The sequence below is a fragment of the Streptomyces sp. DT2A-34 genome (genome assembly GCF_030499515.1).
Lineage (GTDB): Bacteria > Actinomycetota > Actinomycetes > Streptomycetales > Streptomycetaceae > Streptomyces.
In genome coordinates this window covers 9,600,553-9,617,382 of the sequence record NZ_JASTWJ010000001.1, presented here as the reverse complement: position 1 = coordinate 9,617,382, position 16,830 = coordinate 9,600,553, and the positions used below count along the sequence as shown (strand labels likewise).

The following is a 16,830-nucleotide window of genomic DNA, read 5'->3' as shown; positions in this document are numbered from 1 at the left end:
TCAAGCGCGGAGAGATCATGCGCAGCACGCGAGAATCCGCGGCGGACGGCCACACCTGGAGGGAGCCGGGGCCACGCGACGCATGGCTGCACGGACGCCTGGGGTCAGCCGATCAAGGATCGGGCGGGCCCTGGCCACTCGGGATCACCGGTGTTAAAAAGGTCGCATGGCGAATCGTTTCGCCCGTTTTCGACACTTCCCGGTCAAGCGTCTGATCAGCAAGAGCACGCGGAGCGTAGCCGGGCAGGTGTTGGTTTTCCAGGTGGCTCTGGTAGTGCTGCTCGTAGCCTGCGGCGTCTTCGCTCTCATTCTGCAGTCGGAGCGGGACACCAGCGCCGAGGCCACGCGCCGCTCCACGGCCGTGGCACAGACCTTCGCGCACTCACCGGGCGTCCTGGCGGCATTGCGGACCCCGGATCCGAGCAAGATTCTCCAGCCGCTCACCGAGGCGGCACGCCGGGCCGCCGGCGTCGACTTCATCGTGGTCATGGACACTGAGGGCATCCGGTACACGCACCCCTTGCCGGACCGCATCGGAAAGCGGTTCGTGGGCGAGATCGGGCCGTCGCTGGCGGGGAAGGTCTACGTGGAGAGCGTCAATGGCCCGCTCGGTCGCGAGGTGCAGGCCACGGTCCCGATCGAGAACGCCGACAGCGAGGTGGTGGCCCTCGTCTCGGCCGGGATGAAGGTCAAGAACGTCGAGAGCCAGTTGGACCGGCAGCTACCGATCATCCTGGGCGCCGGGGCCGGAGCGCTCGCCTTGTCCACCGGTGTGACGGCGCTGGTGGGCAGGCGGCTGCGACGGCAGACGCACAGCCTGGCCCCGGACGAGATGACCCTGATGCACGAGCACCACGACACGGTCCTCCACTCCGTGCGGGAAGGGGTGCTGATCGTGGCCGCCGACGGGCGGCTGATCCTGGCGAACGACGAGGCCAGACGGCTGCTGGAGCTGCCCCCGGACGTCGAGGGACGGCCCGTCTCGAAACTGCCGGGCCTCGATCCCGAGACGAAGGCGCTGCTCGCCTCCGGGCGCGAGGCCACCGACGAGGTGCACCTCGCGGGAGAGCGGCTGCTCGCGGTCAACCAACGGCCCACGCATCGCGAGGGAGGCCCCGAGGGAACGGTGGTGACGCTGCGCGACTCCACCGAGCTGCAGGCGGTGACCGGCAGGGCGGAGGTGGCGCGGGAGCGGCTCAGGCTGCTGTACGACGCCGGACTGCGCATCGGTACCACCCTGGACGTGCTCCGCACCGCCGACGAGTTGGCGCGGGTCCCCGTTCCTCGCTTCGCGGACTTCGTCACCGTGGACCTGGCCGACGCCGTCCTGCACGGCGAGGAGCCGGCCCCCACGGCGACGGACATGCGACGCGCGGCCGTGTGCGGCATCCAGGACGACCATCCGCTCTCCGAACAGGGCCGGCTCTTCGACTATCTGCCCTCCACGCCCCAGGCACGCGGCTACGGCAGCGGCCGCTCCCAGCTGGTGAGCGATCTGCCGGCCGCCACGGGCTGGCGCGTGCAGGACCCGGAACGCGCCACGGCGATCATCGACTACGGCATCCATTCCCTCATCACCGCCCCCATCCAGGCTCGCGGCGTCGTGCTGGGCGTGGCCAACTTCTGGCGTGCGCGACACCATGAGCGCTTCAACGAGGAGGACCTGTCGCTGGCGGAGGAGCTGGTGGCCCGTGCCGCGATCAGCATCGACAATGCCCGCCGCTACACCCGCGAGCACGCCCTGGCGGTCACCCTCCAGCGCAGCCTGCTGCCGCAGGCCATGCCCGAGCAGAACGCCCTCGACATCGCCTACCGCTACCTCCCCGCCCAGTCGGGCGTGGGCGGAGACTGGTTCGACGTGATTCCCCTGCCGGGGAGCCGGGTGGCGCTGGCCGTCGGCGATGTGGTCGGCCACGGCCTGCACGCCGCCGCCACGATGGGACGGCTGCGGACCGCGGTGCACAACTTCTCCTCCCTCGATCTGCCACCGGACGAGCTGCTGAGCCATCTGGACGACCTGGTCGGGAGCATCGACCAGCACGAGGCGGCGGAGAGTGCGGCGGGCGTCGTGGGCGCCACCTGCCTGTACGGGATCTACGACCCCGTGACGCGCCGCTACGTCATGGCGCGTGCGGGGCATCTGGCGCCCGCGCTGGTCCAGCCCGACGGAACCGTCACCTTCCCGGACGTACCAGCCGGTCCGCCCCTGGGCCTCGGCGGCATGCCGTTCCAGACCGCGGAGCTGTGCCTCGCGGAGGGAACCCAGCTCGTCCTGTACACCGACGGCCTCATCGAGGACCGCAGCCGCGACCTGGACGTGGGAATGGAACTGCTGCGCGATGCGCTCACGGGCCACCCCGGCCGGGCGCCCGAGGAGACCTGCCAGGACGTACTGGCCAGTCTGCTCCCCGGGCGTCCCAAGGACGACGTCGCCCTGCTCGTCGCCCGCACGCGGGAACTGCCGCCCGACCGGATCGCCGAATGGGACGTACCGCCGGACCCGGCCGCCGTCGCGGGTATGCGCGACGCCGTGTCCCAAAGGCTCGAAGCGTGGGACCTGTCGGAGTTCGGCTTCACCATGGAGCTCATCCTGAGCGAGCTCGTCACCAACGCCATCCGCTACGGCGCCGGGCCGATCCACGTGCGGCTGATCCGCGACCGTACGCTGATCTGCGAGGTGGCCGACGGCAGCAGTACCTCACCGCATCTGCGGTACGCCGCGACGACGGACGAGGGAGGCCGGGGCCTGTTCCTGGTGTCGCAGATGGCTGAGCGCTGGGGCACCCGGTACACCCCGCAGGGCAAGGTGATCTGGGCCGAACAGGCCCTGCCCGCGGCCCTCCGGCAGCCCGTCCCGACACCGGCCGACGCGGACACGCCCCCGGACGAAGAGGCAGCCGACCCGAAGACCCCGACGTGATGGCGGCGGCGATCAGCCGGATTTCGTCGACACCTCCTCGGCCGCCCCGAGAGGCGACCGTCATGTGCGGGCAGCCGCTCGCCGCGCGCACACGCCGGCCGTATGTCGTTCCCGCACGTCGTCGCGTGGCAGGCCGCGCGAGTCGAGCACCTTGCGCGGGCGGTCGCCGGTCACTGGTACAACGCGGTCCACTGGGACTGCCGGGACGGCAACGGCACCTCCGCGACCTACCGGGACCTGCTGAGGATCCGTACGACCGAGAAGGCGTTCTCCCTCGACACGGCCGCGCAGGTGCAGTCGGCGCTGCCCTTCCCACCATGGAACTCGGTGACCTGGTGGTCGTGTTCAACGCCACCGCCGAGCGGCAGTCCCAACGGGTGACGGAACTGAGCGGCAGGGACTACCGGCTGCATCCTGTGCGGGCCTCCGGTGCGGACCAGGTGGTCAAGGCGGCCACCTGCACCAAGAGCACAGGCACCTTCGAGGTGCCCGGGCTACCGCCTTCCAGTGGCCGCCACCCTGGGCTGCCGGCCGGCCAACCACTTTCGGACTCATCGCCGCCTTCGCCAGTCGACGGCACCGCACCCTGGTGGCACGTATGAGTCCTGCTCTGTCGCCGCGCGGCGCGGCAGCGTCCGTCCACACCGCCCGCTCCTCCAGCCGGGCCCCTCAGACACCACAAACCGTCAACCGACCACTCTGACCTGGCTGTTCACGACATGACGGGCCGACTATTGCCCTGTGAAAGTGTTGCCGGAAATTTCTGAAAGTTGCCGCAAACCTTTTCATGCTCTTCTCGGATCCTCCTAGATTTGGGCTACTCATTCATGAAGTGAAGGGAATCAGGGTGATGACGCGGTTCATGTGTTCAACTTTCACAAGTCTTGCGGTGGCTCTGTGCGCAACGACGACCGGCACAGCGGCGTACGCCGCGCCCCAAGCGGAGGCGCCCTTGGAATCGGCACCATCGGCGCAGAGCCTGACGGCCGCGCCCGACTGCGTGCACCTCACCGTGGACTGGCGCTACACCTTCGCCACCAACGACTGTTCCAGCACCTACACCCTGACCGTCCTCTACCTGGACGGAACCGAGGTCCCCTGCCGGACGGCGGCACCCGGCGCCCTGATCACGTTCCCCGGGCGCGGAACTCAGGGCAACGAGGTCCTGGGCGCCGCCCTGTGCGACAGCAGCGGCGCCTGACAGCACCGTGAAAGCCCGGCCACATCAGACTCCGCGACCTCGATCGGGCCGATCTCCAGCCCGGCTCGGCGGAGGAGCACCGCGAACCCCCGGATCAAGTCGAACCCGTAAACCGCTTCCCTGGACGCACCCCGGGGCGGGTGGGCGACCCGGCACCGCAGTTGGCAGGCGACCCACTCCCTGCAGCGCACCCGCACATGGAGTCTCCCCCTGAGGAAATCGTGGTTCGCCGACACACCCCCGCAAGGTCAACTCCGGAGACTGGCAGCGGACCGACAGATACGTCAGGCACTTGGGCGGCGGCAAGACGGAGATCGGCGGCGGACGGCCGGGCATGACGAACATCGTCCGCACGACGGACGGCAAGTGGATGCTCACCTAGTTCTTCACCGGCTCCCCCACCGGCGACGCCGTCACGTCGCTGCCGGTCGACCCCGGCTCCCGTCCGCTCGCCGCCGGGGGCAGCCCGGTCCTCATCCGGCTTCCCGGTGGACGCCACGACCTCGCGGGCTGGCTACAGCCGCAACCTGCAGTACGTCAACGGCACCGGCCGCGTCGCGATCCTCAACAACCAGGGCACGTCGACGATCGCCTTCGCCGAGGTGGATCTCGGCCAGTCGGCCGGCGCCTACTACCAGTTGGTCAACCGCAAGACCGACCAGGTGATCGGCACAGGGAACAACACCAACGACGCGAACCTCGGCAACGGGGACGTTCCGACGTCCGGCTGGAGGAGCCCGGTTCGGCGGCGAACCCGGACACCCAGTTCTGGCACGTGGTGACCGAGCCGAACGGCGGCATGAGTCTGCTGAACAAGTCGGGTGGCCGCGCGGCGGCGATCTGGACAGGGAACGCGACGGCCGGCCAGCGGATCAGCCAATGGGTCGACAACAGCGCCACCGGCAGCCGGTCCGCCACCGATCTCCGCACTGCCGGCCTGTTCCGGACCTTCAGCTTGCGTCGGTGCCCCTGGCTCTGACGGTGATCCGCGCGTAGTCGTACCCACCAGGCTCAGGCGACGGGTTGTAGGTGATCGTGAACGTTCGCCGTACGTCGCCGAAGCGGTCGGAGTACGTCACCTTGGACGGGCTGGTGCGCTTCGGCTCGGCGGTGATGTCGTACGTACGCAGGAAGTCCTCGACGCTCGAGTCCTGGCTGTTGCCCACCTCGTACCGGAGCACCGCGGTGCCGTCCTTCTCCACCTTGGCGTACGTCGGTATGTAGTAGCGCCCCGCGGGTTGATGCTGATCGTGGTGCATTCCCGCCTTGCGCTCCACTGCCTCCTCCGGACCGTCACCGGCCGGCGTGAGCAGCGCGACGGCAGCCCAAGCGATCACGCCGAGCGTCCACACCACGCACAAGGCCAGGAACCACACCAGCCACCTGCGCCGGCCCGGCCTCGTGGGGCCCATACGCGTAGTCACCCGTTCCATGTGCGTACTTCGCTCTGCCCGCCCATGTCGTACTCCTTGGCCTGACCCGACTGGTGGAGCCTGGCCATTTGGGCGTCCGACACGTTGCCCATCGCGGGTACCGGAGTCGCCTTGTTCGCGTCCCAGTTGTAGCGGTCGTACACGTGGGTCTGGTAGCGGATCGTGGTCCTGGGCTCGCCGTCCGGGCCCGGGACGACCTCGACCTGGGCGACCGTGTTGTAGTGGAAGGAGCCGACCGCGTGATACCAGTCGGGGTCCTTCTCGGCGGTCCAGCCCTGCCAGCCGGTCTGCTGGACGTACTTCACGGGCTTCCCGGTGCGCTCGTACTCGGCGAGGGCCTGCGCCTCCCAGTTGGGGGCGTTCTCCGCGAGCTGGGCTTCCACGTTGCGATTCATGTCCGGGAGGTCGCCCATCAACGCGTCCACATCGATGTCCAGCGGTTCCCCGGTGTTGGAGAGGTAGTGCAGCATGTGCTTGGCCGACTGAGGGCCGCCGAGCACCGCGGGGGAACCCATGGCGAAGAAGCCCATCTTGTTCTTGACGGCACGGTCCTCGTCGGTGGCCTCGCGGGTGTTGTAATCGCCGGAACCCTTGTCGGGCGCGGGCGGCGGGAGCAGTACTCCGCCCCCGCCGGAGAAGACGCGGTTCAGATTCTTGGCGCCCTCGGTGTCGGCCTTGACGGCGGCCTCGGTCTGGTCGTCCAGGACGGTGTACGCCACCGCCTTCTTGATGCGTTCGAGTTCGTAGCCGGTGTGCTCGTCGACATCGGCGGCGTAGCTGAGGGCGGCGGTCGCGCGCGTGAGGAGGCTGTCCGCGTTCTCCTGATCCTGCCGGGCCGCCCCCGCGCTGTCCGGGTCGTTGGGCGGGTAGTCCCGCTCGGGGATGGTGACGCCTCCGCTGTCGTGCAGGGTCAGGTCCTTCGACCGGGCCATCTCCTGGGCCTCGTCGAGCCAGGTGCGGGCGAGCTCGAACCCGCTCTTCGCCGCTTCGAGGGTTGCTGCGGCAGCCTTCGACTCGCGGTGTGCGATGGTCAATTCGTCATGCAGTACGGACAGTTGGACGCGAGCCATCATGGCGGCCGGGCCCGCCCAGACGAAGGGCAGCTTGAGCAGGACGTTCTGGACGTGGTCCCGGGCCTCGGTGGCCGCCGCGGCCAGGTCGGCCCACTCGCCGGCCGCCCGCGACCAGGCCTGTGGACGTACGTCTTCCAGTTCCCCGACCGTGATGTTCTGCCGCTCGACCGCATCGGCGTGCTCGTGGTCCTCGCCCTCCGGCCGGTCAGTGAGCGTTGCCATTACGCATCCCCCTCGAGCGAAGCGAGGATCGCCTGGAAATCCTGCGCCGTACGCTGCTCTTGAGTCGTGTAATTCGTGTGCGTCTGGCGCATCTTGTCGGCCAGTGAGCGGCATTGCTTGGCGAGGCGGGTGATTTCGTCGTCCCAGTCGCTCGTTGTCGATCTGAGCATGCGTCCGCTGGTGAGCATGGTGTGGATACGCGCTGTGGTGTCGGATTCCGCCAGGCCCTTGTCCGCCTTCTCGAGGATCTGTGCGGCCAGGTCCAACTCGTCGGCCATCTTGCCGAGTTCGGCGTTGCTCACGCCGTAACCGTTGTCGTCGGCGCCGCCGGACTGGGTAGCGGGGGTGCTGCTCGGGCCGGTGGCGCCTCCCGGGCCGGTTCCGGCCGACATGGCCTGGATGCCGTTGTAGTCGAAGCCGGGGTCAGGGTTCGTCCCGGGTGCGGGATTGCGGTCGCGGACGTCGGTGGGGCCGTCCGGGGCGGGCATCTGGTGTGTCCGGTCCGCCGGTTGGGAGTCGCGGGAGTCAGGGCCGGTGCGGACGTCCGGGCCGACGTCGGGCGCGGGCATGTCCAGGCGGTAGCTGGTCCGGGGATCCGGGCCGGTGCTCGGCGCGGATATGGGCGCCACGGAATCGGGCTCTGTACTCACAACGTCCCCCTGTGCCGACGCGGGCCCGCTGTGGGGCAGCACGCTTCGACGACTATGCGATCACTCGTGGTGGGACCCTAGCCGCTCGGGGTCACGCCGGGCAATGAGGCCCTGTCATCCTGATTCCTGCTGGTCAGCGGTGCTGGCGTGCCGTCTCGACGGGGTTCTCGTGTTGGTCGGAGCGGGGATCGGTAGCACGTGATCGTCCTCCTGGCGCTTCCTGACCAAGATCCGCGTGAACGCCCGGCACGCCACCACCCTCCTGCGCGCCCTGCTCGTCCTGCGCGCCCTGCGCGCCCTGCTCGTCCTGCTCGTCCTGCGCGTCCTCGCGTACACCGAAGTCCACAGGTGATAGACGCTCTCCCGAAGAAGATCACGCCCACGTGTCCGTCCAGCAGCATGGGCGACGACGCGGCCCGTCAGTCCGGGAAGCCGGGCTCAGCCGCCGCGCCGCACCCGGGCCGCCTCGCGGGCCTCCGCGAGCTTGCGGGCCTCGCTGCTCTTGCGGGACGGCCTGCCGCCGGAGCCGCTCTTCGCGTCCTTGGTGCTGCCCAGGCCACGGAACGGGGCGTTGTGGTTCTTGGGGCGCGGTGCGGCCGGCCCGCCGTCGAGAGGCTTTCCGGAGGGGGATTTGGCGCCGGTGATCCGGCTCAGCTCCGCCTCACCGGACCGCACCTTGGTGACCTTGGGGGCGACGCCGGCGTCCGCCATGACCTGGCTCGTCTCGCGGCGCTGTCCTGACATGGCGAGTGTCACGACGGTGCCGGAGCGGCCGGCCCGGGCCGTGCGGCCCGCGCGGTGCAGATAGTCCTTCGGGTCGGTGGCCGGGTCGACGCTGACCACGAGGTCGAGGTCGTCGACGTGCAGGCCGCGTGCGGCAACGTTCGTGGCGACCAGGGCAGTGACCTGCCCGCTCTTGAACTGGGCCAGGGTCCGGGTGCGCTGCGGCTGGGACTTCCCGCTGTGCAGGGCGGCAGCGGCCACGCCGCTGGCCCGCAGATGCCGCGTGAGCTGGTCGACGCCGTGCTTGGTGTCCAGGAACAGCAGGACGCGGCCGTCCCGGGCGGCGATCTCCGTGGTCACGGCGTACCGGTCCGGGCCGTGCACGACGAAGACGTGGTGTTCGATCACCGAGACCGCGCTGGACGAGGGGTCCACGGAGTGCACGGCGGGGTCGCGCAGGTAGTCCCGCACGAGCTGGTCGACGTCGCGGTCGAGGGTGGCGGAGAACAACATCCGCTGCCCGTCGGGACGCACCTGGTCCAGGATCTCGGTGACCTGCGGCAGGAACCCCATGTCGCACATCTGGTCGGCCTCGTCCAGGACCACGATGCGCACCCGCTGCAGTCGGCAGCCCTTGCGCCCGATGAGGTCGTGCAGCCGACCGGGCGTGGCGACGACGATCTCGGCGCCGTCCCGCAGCACCGCGGCCTGCCGTCCGATGGACACTCCGCCCACCACAGTCGCGAGCCGCAGCCGCAGCGCCTCGGCGTACGGGGTGAGCGCCTCACCGACCTGCTGCGCCAGCTCCCTGGTGGGCACCAGAACGAGCGCCAGCGGCTCCTTGGGCTGCGCGCGCTGCCCGGCCGTCCGGGCGAGCATCCCCAGGCCGAAGGCGAGCGTCTTGCCGGATCCTGTGCGGCCCCGGCCCAGGACGTCCCGTCCCGCGAGCGCGTTGGGCAGTGCCGCCGCCTGGATGGGGAAGGGCACCGTCACACCGTGCTCGTCGAGCGCCCGCAGAACCTCGGCCGGCAGCCCCAGCTCGGCGAAGGACGCCACCGTGGGCAGCGCCGCAGTGGCGCCCGCCGCCTCGGACGCATGGTCCTGCCGCCGGGCATCGGCACGTGCTGATTCGCTCACAGAAAGCCTTCCTCCGAAGGGACCGTACCGAGGAAGGCGCGGCGGGGACGCGGCCACCGGCCAGGGACCACGAAGCGGGCACCGACACAGCGACACTGCAAACGCCCCACGCTAGCACGGTGCACACCGCCCGGGCCTCCCGTGGCCGTGCCGCTCAGCCGAGGAACGGCAGTCGGACCCGCCTGTGCGGATTGTCTCGACGCGATGAACCGCAAGGCGTCTCCCTGCGAAAGCGGCCCCCACTCACCAAGATCCAGGTCCGGTTCGGCCCAGGTGGTCTCGGTGGTCGTCAGCCGGGCGGATTGTCGGACCCGCTGTTGTCGCGGTACGGCAGCTTCGGGGCGTTGCGGTTGGCTGATCACCCGCAGCGCGCCCGGGTGGGCGAGCGCGGTGCGCGTGTCGATGCCGGTGATACGGCCCCGGCCGATGCTGCGGTCGACGGTGACGGCCTGCGCGGCCCCGTCGGCGTCGTGCTCGGCAGCGTACAGCGCCTTTGCACATGGCCTTCGGCAGGGAGAGTTCTGTCCCCCGATCCCTTTCTCCCCCGAGAAGGGAGGGGTGCGAGGGGTCTCTGGAAGTACTTCCATCGGCTCACCCTCACGGAACCCGAACGAGCAGGCCCGCGCCCGGAGTTTGCCACGTCCCTGTGGGCGATCTTCTACCGGAAGAGCGTCTTCCAGCAGTACGGCTACGAAGTCCCCACCACCTGGGACCAGTTCGTCGCCCTGTGCAAGCAGATGGAGAAGGACAAGCTGGTCCCGATCGCCTTCGGTGACAAGGACGCCTGGCCGGCGATGGGCACCTTCGACCAGATCAACATGTACAGGCCTCCGGTGCCTCTCAGCTCACGCGTTCATCGAGCGTACCGGGACCCTCGCTGGGGTGCGCGGCGCCGGGGCCGGGGTCGTCTTCGCCCAGGATCTCGCGCAGCCAGGCGCGTTCGGCGCGACTGATGGCGCGGGCGGTGAGCAGCATGCCGCGCCGGTAGGGGTCGGCGACTTCCTCCGCACGCAGGGGGCGGTCACAGTCGTAGAAGAAGCTCGCCGGCGCCTCCAAGAACTCCAGCCGCCGACGGAGCACCGCGTGCTGGTCGATGACGTCCGGGAGCTGGGAGAGGAACGCCAGGATCGTGAAGAACCGCGTGAAGTCGGTGATCTCGTGCTCGGCGGGCTCGCGCAGCCGCTTCAGCATCTCGACGCGCCCGGCCTCGGTCAGAAACAGGACGTACCGCGCCGCGCCCGCACTCGGCTCGACGCGCCGCTCCAGCAGGCCCGCCTTCGTCAGGCGGCTGATGGCCGGGTAGAGGCTGCCGTCACTGACCGGACGCGTATACCCGGACAGCTGGGTGACGCGGCGGCGTAGCTCATGGCCGTGCAGGGGGCCGTCGGCGAGGAAGCCCAGGATCGCGAGTTCCAGCATGACGCCATCTTCTCACATCGAATCGATGTTCACATCGATTCGATGTACGGTCGGGCAGGAACCACGCCGCGTCGTGAAGCAACCGCACGACCAGGCGCACATCCCCGAAAGGAAAGAGAACATGACCGACATCAGCCCCCGGCGGACTCAGGTCACCTCCGCCGACGGCACCGCCGTCGCCGTCACTGTCACCGGACAGGGACGTCCCTTGGTCGTGTCCCCGGGAGCCCTGTGCACCGCCTAGGACTGGCAGCTCCTGGCCGACGTCCTCGCGCCCCACATGACCACGTACGCCGTCGACCGCCGTGGCCACGGAGCCAGCGGCGACAGCCCCGACTTCAGCATCGAGCGCGAGCAGGAGGACATCGCCGCCGTCCTCGAACTCGCGGGCCCCGAGGCGATCTTGCTCGGCCACTCCTACGGCGGGCTCGTCACCCTGGGCCTCGCGCTCAAGCAACCTCCCGCCGGGTTCATCCTCTACGAGCCCCCCGTGCCGCTGCACGGCCCCGTCGGAGGCGACGCCATCGCACCGTTCGAACAGGCAGTGCACAAGGGCGACCTCGACCACGCGCTGACCCTCGGCCTCCAGAACTTCCTGAAGCTGCCGGAGGAAGCGATCGAGGCGTTCCGCCGCGAGCCGGTGTGGTCCGTACGAGCGTCGATGACCCCGACCTGGGCCCGCGAGGTCCGCGCCATGGACGCCTTCGGCGACGACCTCGAGCGGTTCGCTCTCCTGGAAACCCCCACTCTCCTGGTCGTCGGGCAGCTCAGCCCCCCGTGGCTCACCGACACATCCCGGCGCCTCCAGCAGGCCATGCCGAACGGCCGCCTCGTGGAGATCCCCGGCCAGGCACACGACGCGCATCTCACCGACCCCGACGCAATGGCCGAAGCGATCCTCCCCTTCGCCCTGAAGCCCGCCGCATGGCCCGAGGCGGACACCGCAGCGCGACAAGCTGTTGCGTCTCGCTGATCCAGGGCCCGGGTCAGCTGACGGTTGGCCTCCGTCGAACCGTCTTCCCCAGGAGCGGCCCCGGTACTTCAGCTCCTCCGAGCCGACGCGTCGTCGGCTGCTCAATGCCGGCCTTCTCCGGCGTGGGCGAGATGCGCTGACGGCGAGCACGACAACGCCTCCGACAGCTGGACGCGACCCCAGCCCTGCCACCATCTCCTCGCGCGTGGGACAGCGGTCAGCCGAGCATCAGCCGGGCATACCGGGACCACCTCCGGCCAAGGGCATCTGACTGAAGCAAAACGCCGGGCGACGGGTTTCGTACACCCGTCGCCGACGCGTGTTTGTCTCAGTCATGGGCGTTGGCCGGCAGTCACCGTTGGCCCGGACAGCGGCTCAATGCCGTGCCATCACTGGCACTGGCGGCCGGTGTTGATGCACTGGACCATGTCATTCATCAGCTGCTCGTCGAAGACGTTGACGAAGTCACCGTGGTCCGTGATCGGCTTGTGCATCTGCTCCGGGAAGCCGTCCACCGCGTAGAACGGGCTCGACTGGCCGTTGTCGTTCAGGCTGGGCGCGTCCACGTCGTAGACCAGACGCTGTACGAGCTGCGGAATGGCCTTGAAGCCACTCGGACAAGCGCCCGAGTTCGGATCGGCGAACGCGACGTGGGCGCGGTGGTTGGCGCTGTCGATGTTCTGGCCGTCCCAGCAGCTCTGGAACTTGGACGTCCGCACCACACTGCTGCCCTCGGGACAGATCGGGTACTTGTCCGTCAACTGGCGGTCCTCGAAGCCGGTGCAGCTCCACGCCGCGTTGGCGTTCGCGGTGCCATTGGTGAACGCCTTCGCATCACCGGTGATGATCCGCAGGAACCTGGGCATGGCCACCACCTTGCTGGTCGCGTTGCCCACGTACTCCAGGGTCACCTCGGATGCGGTGAGGATCTTGCCGGCATTGCCCTCGGCGCCGCCGCCCTGCTGCTGGGCGTCGAATTCCTCGGTGCCGTCCTGCAGCCGCAGGACCGGCCAGTAGTAGGAGGACTTGTCGCCCTGGTTCCGGCATGTCGTCTCGCCGCCCGCGAAGTCGTCGTTGTCGGCGAACGCGTCGTTCGCCTGGTTCCCGACGTAGTCATGCGTGTGATGAGCACCGTTGTCCACACCGGGCGCGACGATGACGTTGTCGCTGTTGTACAGCTTGTTCTCGTTCACCCCGCACTGGGTCGTGAAGGTCCCCCGGGAGGCTTCCCGCGACGCGCGGGGTGCTGTCACATTGGGTTGGACCGTGGTGATGTCGACGAAGTCGGCGGCGACCGGCCCGTTGCCTGCCTGTCCGCCACCGGCGGGCTGCCCCTGGCCGTTGCCCTGTTCTTGTCCCTGGCCGTCCTCCTGGCCCTGCTCCTGGCCGCCGTTCTGATTGTCACCGGCGTCGTTCTGGCTGCCGGAAGCGCGCAGCGTACAGGCGGCCAGTGACTCAAGGCCCTGTGGCCTGTCCCCCACCCTGCCGATGGCGATGGCGATCCGGTCGATCGTCGCGACCCGCTTGTCCTTCAGGGGACCCATGATCGCGTTGTCGGCGAAGTCGCTGTCCTGCTCTATGGCCCGGGTCGAACTCTGCAGCCGCTGATAGGCCTCGGAGATCTGGCTGTCCAGCAAAGCAAGCTGCTTGTCGACCTCCACCCTGGCCTGGTCCGGCACCTGCTGCAGTCGGCTGCCCACGTCGGGGCAGTCAATGGTGGAGGCTTCCGAGGCCGCGGCTTGGCCGGTCCCACCCTGAGACGATCGTTTGACGGTGTTGGCGCCCGATGTCTCGTGGGCGGAGGCATACACATTCACGACCACCAGCCCGCCTGCTCCGAGCGTGAGAGCCGCAGCGGCGGCAATGACCTTGCCGCCCGTGGTCTTCGATCGTTTGCGCGTGTTGCGCCGCATGGACTTCCTCCGAACTCTTCTTGGTGGAACATCACTTCACGAGGCGAGTCCCGCCAGAGAGAAGCGCTGTCCTGCCTGTCGGCCCCGCTGAGGGACCCGTTGCCGACGAAGGGCCGGCCGGTCGTCGCGCAAGGCCATCCGTCCGCGACTCGGGGTGCTCCGCCCGCCTGGGCACGGACCGTCGGGGACTGCTTGGCCCCTTCGTTCCCGACTCATCCGGCTCTCGACGCATCCGTCGATCCCTTCGCCAGGAACCACAGTTGCCCGTGGGACTGCCGTGACGGAGGAATTCGATCGCCACGTCAGGTTCTTGTAAGAACTCGCCGCACCGAACCGATGACTTCAGGAGCGCTGGTGGATGGCACCCGCGAGGCGAGAAGACACCTCACGACGGCGTGCGACGGCCACAGAGTCCGGTCGTACCACGACGCTCACGCCAGGGCGCTCTCGCAGCGACGGCACGACAAGGCTCCAGTCGGGTACACGATGTCCTTGTCGTCGAGAACAGCCCTGACGCGACCGCGGTTACCGGACGAACTTCCGCCTTCCCCCGAGCGGACAAGACCCACGGCCGTTTGCCCCCGGCCCCAGTGCGCGGTGCACACATGCAAGTTCGGCTGGACATAGCTGCGGCGGGAAGGTCCGGCCCAATTCTTACGAGAGGTTGACATGACGACCAACCAGCTTCACTCAGGCTGTTGAACCGGCAAGCCTGGTCCCTCGCCACCAGCCCGGAGTTGCGGTGAGAACCACGTGGAGTCAGACATGAGCAGGCCCAACCAGCGCGACAACCACAAGCCCGCCACACCGAGTCCCCTGAGTGTCATCGGCAGCGGGTTCCTGGCGACTGCGGCCCTCGGAGCCACGATGACCGTTGCCCCCGCCGACCAGCCCGACCATTGCGCCGCCGAGGCCGGCCACATCGTCTCCGCCCAGGGAAGTGACGGCTGACACCGGTCGGGGTTGCTGACGTCCCGAACCTGCAGGTCAGGCGCCCTTTGCCGCAGGCTCAAGGATCACGACACACTCAACATGGTGCGTCATCGGAATCATGTCAGGTTCGGAGAACGAGAGAGAACCTGCAGGTCAGGCCCCCCATTTTCGGCCCGCTGAACGGGGGCACTTCTCCGCCGCCTGGGATGGTGTCCCATCCCGTGGCAGACGATCAAGGTGTGGAAGCACGCGGGCACGTGCCCGGGGCAGACACTGTCGTGCGCCGAGGTGGTCGGCGATCGCCGGCCAGGCGACATCGTCGCGGATAGGCACGGACTCACGTGGTGGGGCGGGAGTGCACGCTGACGGCATAACCGCAGTCTTGGTGGTAGGGGTCGCTGCTCCAGGTGGCGTAGCGCTGCCGCAGGGTCAGTCCGGACTGGGCGCACCAGTGGTCGAACTCTGCAAGGGTCACCGATGGTTCGGGCAGCGGCAGGTGTGCCGCGTCCAGTCCCATTCCCGTGACCAGCAGACCGCCGGGGCGCAGTGCGGCGGCCAGCTGCCGGACGACAGCTGGTTCGGTACCGGGGGCCAGCAGAGGGATGACGTTTCCGGCGGCCAGCGCCAGGTCGAAGCCCGGATTCAAGCCGAGGGCATCCAGACGGGCCAGGTCGCCGAGGAGCCACTCCTGCGTGGGCGCGTCGCGGCCGGCAACAGCGAGCATCGAGGGGTCAACGTCCACGCCGGTGCAGTAGTGGCCCAGCTCGGCGAGCCGGATCGCGATCCGGCCAGTGCCGCAGCCGGCGTCGAGCACCCGGGCCGCTGGCTTCAGCAGCGCGGCACAGAAGGCGGCCTCGCCGTGGATGTCGTGGCCCGATTCGGCGAGCCGCGCGAAACGCTGAGCGTACTCCTCTCCGGCTTGTCCGCCGGTCAGTTCCGCCCAACGGTCGCGTTGCCCGGTCATGTTCAGCGTGCCTTCCGGTCAGCCTCGCCCAGCAGGAGCGAGGACAGTGCCATCGCCCTTTTCCGCTCGTCGGTGCAGACCTCGCGGCCTGCTACGACGGTACACAGGGCGAGGCTCGCACAGGAGTCCGACCGTACGCTACCTCTGCACCCGTACCTGACCACCCGGCTGCCGTCGTCGGGCACCCAGTGGTGTGAAAGCGTGACGGTCAGGTGGTGCGGCGCAGGTATCCCCTCCCGCCAGGTGGGCGTTGGCCCTCCCGCACCCACACGATCGGACCGCCGGAGTTCCATCTCTCCGCCGCACCGACCGACCGAACGGAGCGCGCCGCGCCGCACCGGGCAGCGGCGCAGTCGCCTTGCTCCTCGGCTGAGTCGCCCGCCGGGACGCGGGAAGTGGTCGCGGTGGGAAGCGGATAGCTGAAACCGACCAGTCTGGGCTCGCCTGCCGCGCGTGTGAGGGGCCACAGGGATGTGCGCCGGGTGTCGTGCCATCAAGTCCCGGCAGGTACGCCATGGCGAGCGGATCCTGTCCGGCTGGGTTGCCGGGACACACAAGGGACAGTCGGCAAGGGAGACAAACATGGTGCAGGACCTGCGTCTGTCAGGTCCTGTCTGTTGCCCTGAGAGGCCCGGTGCGGGCGCCTTGGGGTAACGGCTTGTAGAGGTTGCACAGGCCAGAAGGCGCAAGGGGTGATGTTGGAGACGAAGTCCCCGTAGAGGGGGAGGCGGGTGCCGTCCTTGATCGCGTCGTGCCGGTAGCGGGCCGTATCCCGGGGCCGGAACCCGCCCGCCGAGCCCCGCCCGCGGCGGGCCGGCCGCGTAGGTGTCACCAGGTCGTTGCCACGGATCGCAGCGCAATCCACGTTTCGCCGTCTCGGGCGTAGTCCATGGTGAATTGCAGCGGCCAGTCGGCGTGCGTGCCCTAGACCGTTGCCTCCGTGACGATGCGGCCGACGAGGCGGGCCGCATCGCCTTGCACGTCCACGGTGACGTTCTTCTCGATCACGCTGTGGTAGACGAACTGGCCGGCTCGCATCTGGGACAGCCACTCGGCCTTGGGCTGTTGGTACCCGGTGATGTGAGTGAGGGTGAAGCCGTCGTCGAGCAGGTCGTCCAGGGCGTCGGTGTCGCCGTCGGCCATCGCCTGCAGGTGGGCGCGGTAGGCGGCGAGGACCTCTTCACGGGCGTTCTCGTCCGGGGATGCGTTCACAGTGACTCCTGTCCTGGTGGGGGTCATTCGGCGGCTTGGCGTCGGGACAGCCGTACT

Annotated in this window: 13 protein-coding genes and 3 pseudogenes; 8 read left to right on the top strand and 8 right to left on the bottom strand. The window is 69.0% G+C overall.

Annotation, left to right across the window (positions count from 1 at the left end):
• Positions 1-166 precede the first annotated feature (166 nt).
• The 4 genes and pseudogenes from QQM39_RS42905 to QQM39_RS42890 form a co-directional block, all read left to right on the top strand.
• Positions 167-2,920, top strand: coding sequence for a SpoIIE family protein phosphatase/ATP-binding protein (locus QQM39_RS42905; protein WP_302002974.1), 2,754 nt, complete (start codon positions 167-169; stop codon positions 2,918-2,920).
• A gap of 165 nt (positions 2,921-3,085) precedes the next feature.
• A pseudogene (locus QQM39_RS42900) lies at positions 3,086-3,414 on the top strand (alpha-1,6-glucosidase domain-containing protein); the annotation flags it as partial.
• Between the two features lie 458 nt (positions 3,415-3,872).
• Entirely contained in the window at positions 3,873-4,121 is a 249-nt protein-coding gene (locus QQM39_RS42895) for an alpha-amylase (protein WP_302002973.1), read from the top strand.
• A 286-nt stretch (positions 4,122-4,407) separates the two neighbouring features.
• Positions 4,408-5,028, top strand: a pseudogene (locus tag QQM39_RS42890) (RICIN domain-containing protein); the annotation flags it as partial.
• 43 nt (positions 5,029-5,071) lie between these two features.
• On the opposite strand, the gene QQM39_RS42885 reads toward QQM39_RS42890, so the two are convergent.
• The 4 genes from QQM39_RS42885 to QQM39_RS42870 all read right to left on the bottom strand — a co-directional run bounded on the left by QQM39_RS42885 (position 5,072) and on the right by QQM39_RS42870 (position 9,359).
• Positions 5,072-5,533, bottom strand: coding sequence for a hypothetical protein (locus QQM39_RS42885; RefSeq protein ID WP_302002972.1), 462 nt, complete (start codon positions 5,531-5,533; stop codon positions 5,072-5,074).
• Between the two features lie 8 nt (positions 5,534-5,541).
• A complete protein-coding gene (locus tag QQM39_RS42880; protein ID WP_302002971.1) occupies positions 5,542-6,849 on the bottom strand; it encodes a hypothetical protein in 1,308 nt (435 codons plus the stop codon).
• Entirely contained in the window at positions 6,849-7,418 is a 570-nt protein-coding gene (locus QQM39_RS42875) for a hypothetical protein (RefSeq protein WP_302002970.1), read from the bottom strand. Before QQM39_RS42875 ends, QQM39_RS42880 begins: the two co-directional genes overlap by 1 nt.
• 519 nt (positions 7,419-7,937) lie before the next feature.
• Positions 7,938-9,359: a DEAD/DEAH box helicase gene (locus QQM39_RS42870; protein ID WP_302002969.1), complete on the bottom strand. Its 1,422-nt coding sequence runs from the start codon at positions 9,357-9,359 to the stop codon at positions 7,938-7,940.
• 647 nt (positions 9,360-10,006) lie between these two features.
• Here QQM39_RS42870 and QQM39_RS42860 point away from each other — a divergent pair.
• Positions 10,007-10,177, top strand: a pseudogene (locus tag QQM39_RS42860) (extracellular solute-binding protein); the annotation flags it as partial.
• Positions 10,178-10,199: 22 nt separating this feature from the next.
• On the opposite strand, the gene QQM39_RS42855 reads toward QQM39_RS42860, so the two are convergent.
• On the bottom strand, positions 10,200-10,778 hold the full coding sequence (locus QQM39_RS42855) for a PadR family transcriptional regulator (RefSeq protein ID WP_302002968.1): 579 nt from the start codon (positions 10,776-10,778) through the stop codon (positions 10,200-10,202).
• Positions 10,779-10,899: 121 nt separating this feature from the next.
• Between QQM39_RS42855 and QQM39_RS42850 the strand changes: the two genes are divergently transcribed.
• A complete protein-coding gene (locus tag QQM39_RS42850; RefSeq protein ID WP_302002967.1) occupies positions 10,900-11,022 on the top strand; it encodes a hypothetical protein in 123 nt (40 codons plus the stop codon).
• Between the two features lie 12 nt (positions 11,023-11,034).
• A complete protein-coding gene (locus QQM39_RS42845) occupies positions 11,035-11,751 on the top strand; it encodes an alpha/beta fold hydrolase (RefSeq protein ID WP_302003918.1) in 717 nt (238 codons plus the stop codon).
• Between the two features lie 389 nt (positions 11,752-12,140).
• Here QQM39_RS42845 and QQM39_RS42840 read toward each other — a convergent pair whose 3' ends face one another.
• Positions 12,141-13,664 (bottom strand): DUF1996 domain-containing protein, encoded by a 1,524-nt coding sequence (locus QQM39_RS42840; RefSeq protein ID WP_302002965.1) that lies wholly within the window; start codon positions 13,662-13,664, stop codon positions 12,141-12,143.
• 765 nt (positions 13,665-14,429) lie between these two features.
• Between QQM39_RS42840 and QQM39_RS42835 the strand changes: the two genes are divergently transcribed.
• Entirely contained in the window at positions 14,430-14,615 is a 186-nt protein-coding gene (locus tag QQM39_RS42835; protein WP_302002964.1) for a hypothetical protein, read from the top strand.
• Positions 14,616-14,934: 319 nt separating this feature from the next.
• On the opposite strand, the gene QQM39_RS42830 is transcribed toward QQM39_RS42835, so the two are convergent.
• Positions 14,935-15,561 (bottom strand): bifunctional 2-polyprenyl-6-hydroxyphenol methylase/3-demethylubiquinol 3-O-methyltransferase UbiG, encoded by a 627-nt coding sequence (locus tag QQM39_RS42830; RefSeq protein ID WP_302002963.1) that lies wholly within the window; start codon positions 15,559-15,561, stop codon positions 14,935-14,937.
• A 924-nt stretch (positions 15,562-16,485) separates the two neighbouring features.
• Positions 16,486-16,773 (bottom strand): nuclear transport factor 2 family protein, encoded by a 288-nt coding sequence (locus tag QQM39_RS42825; protein ID WP_302002962.1) that lies wholly within the window; start codon positions 16,771-16,773, stop codon positions 16,486-16,488.
• Positions 16,774-16,830: the final 57 nt, after the last annotated feature.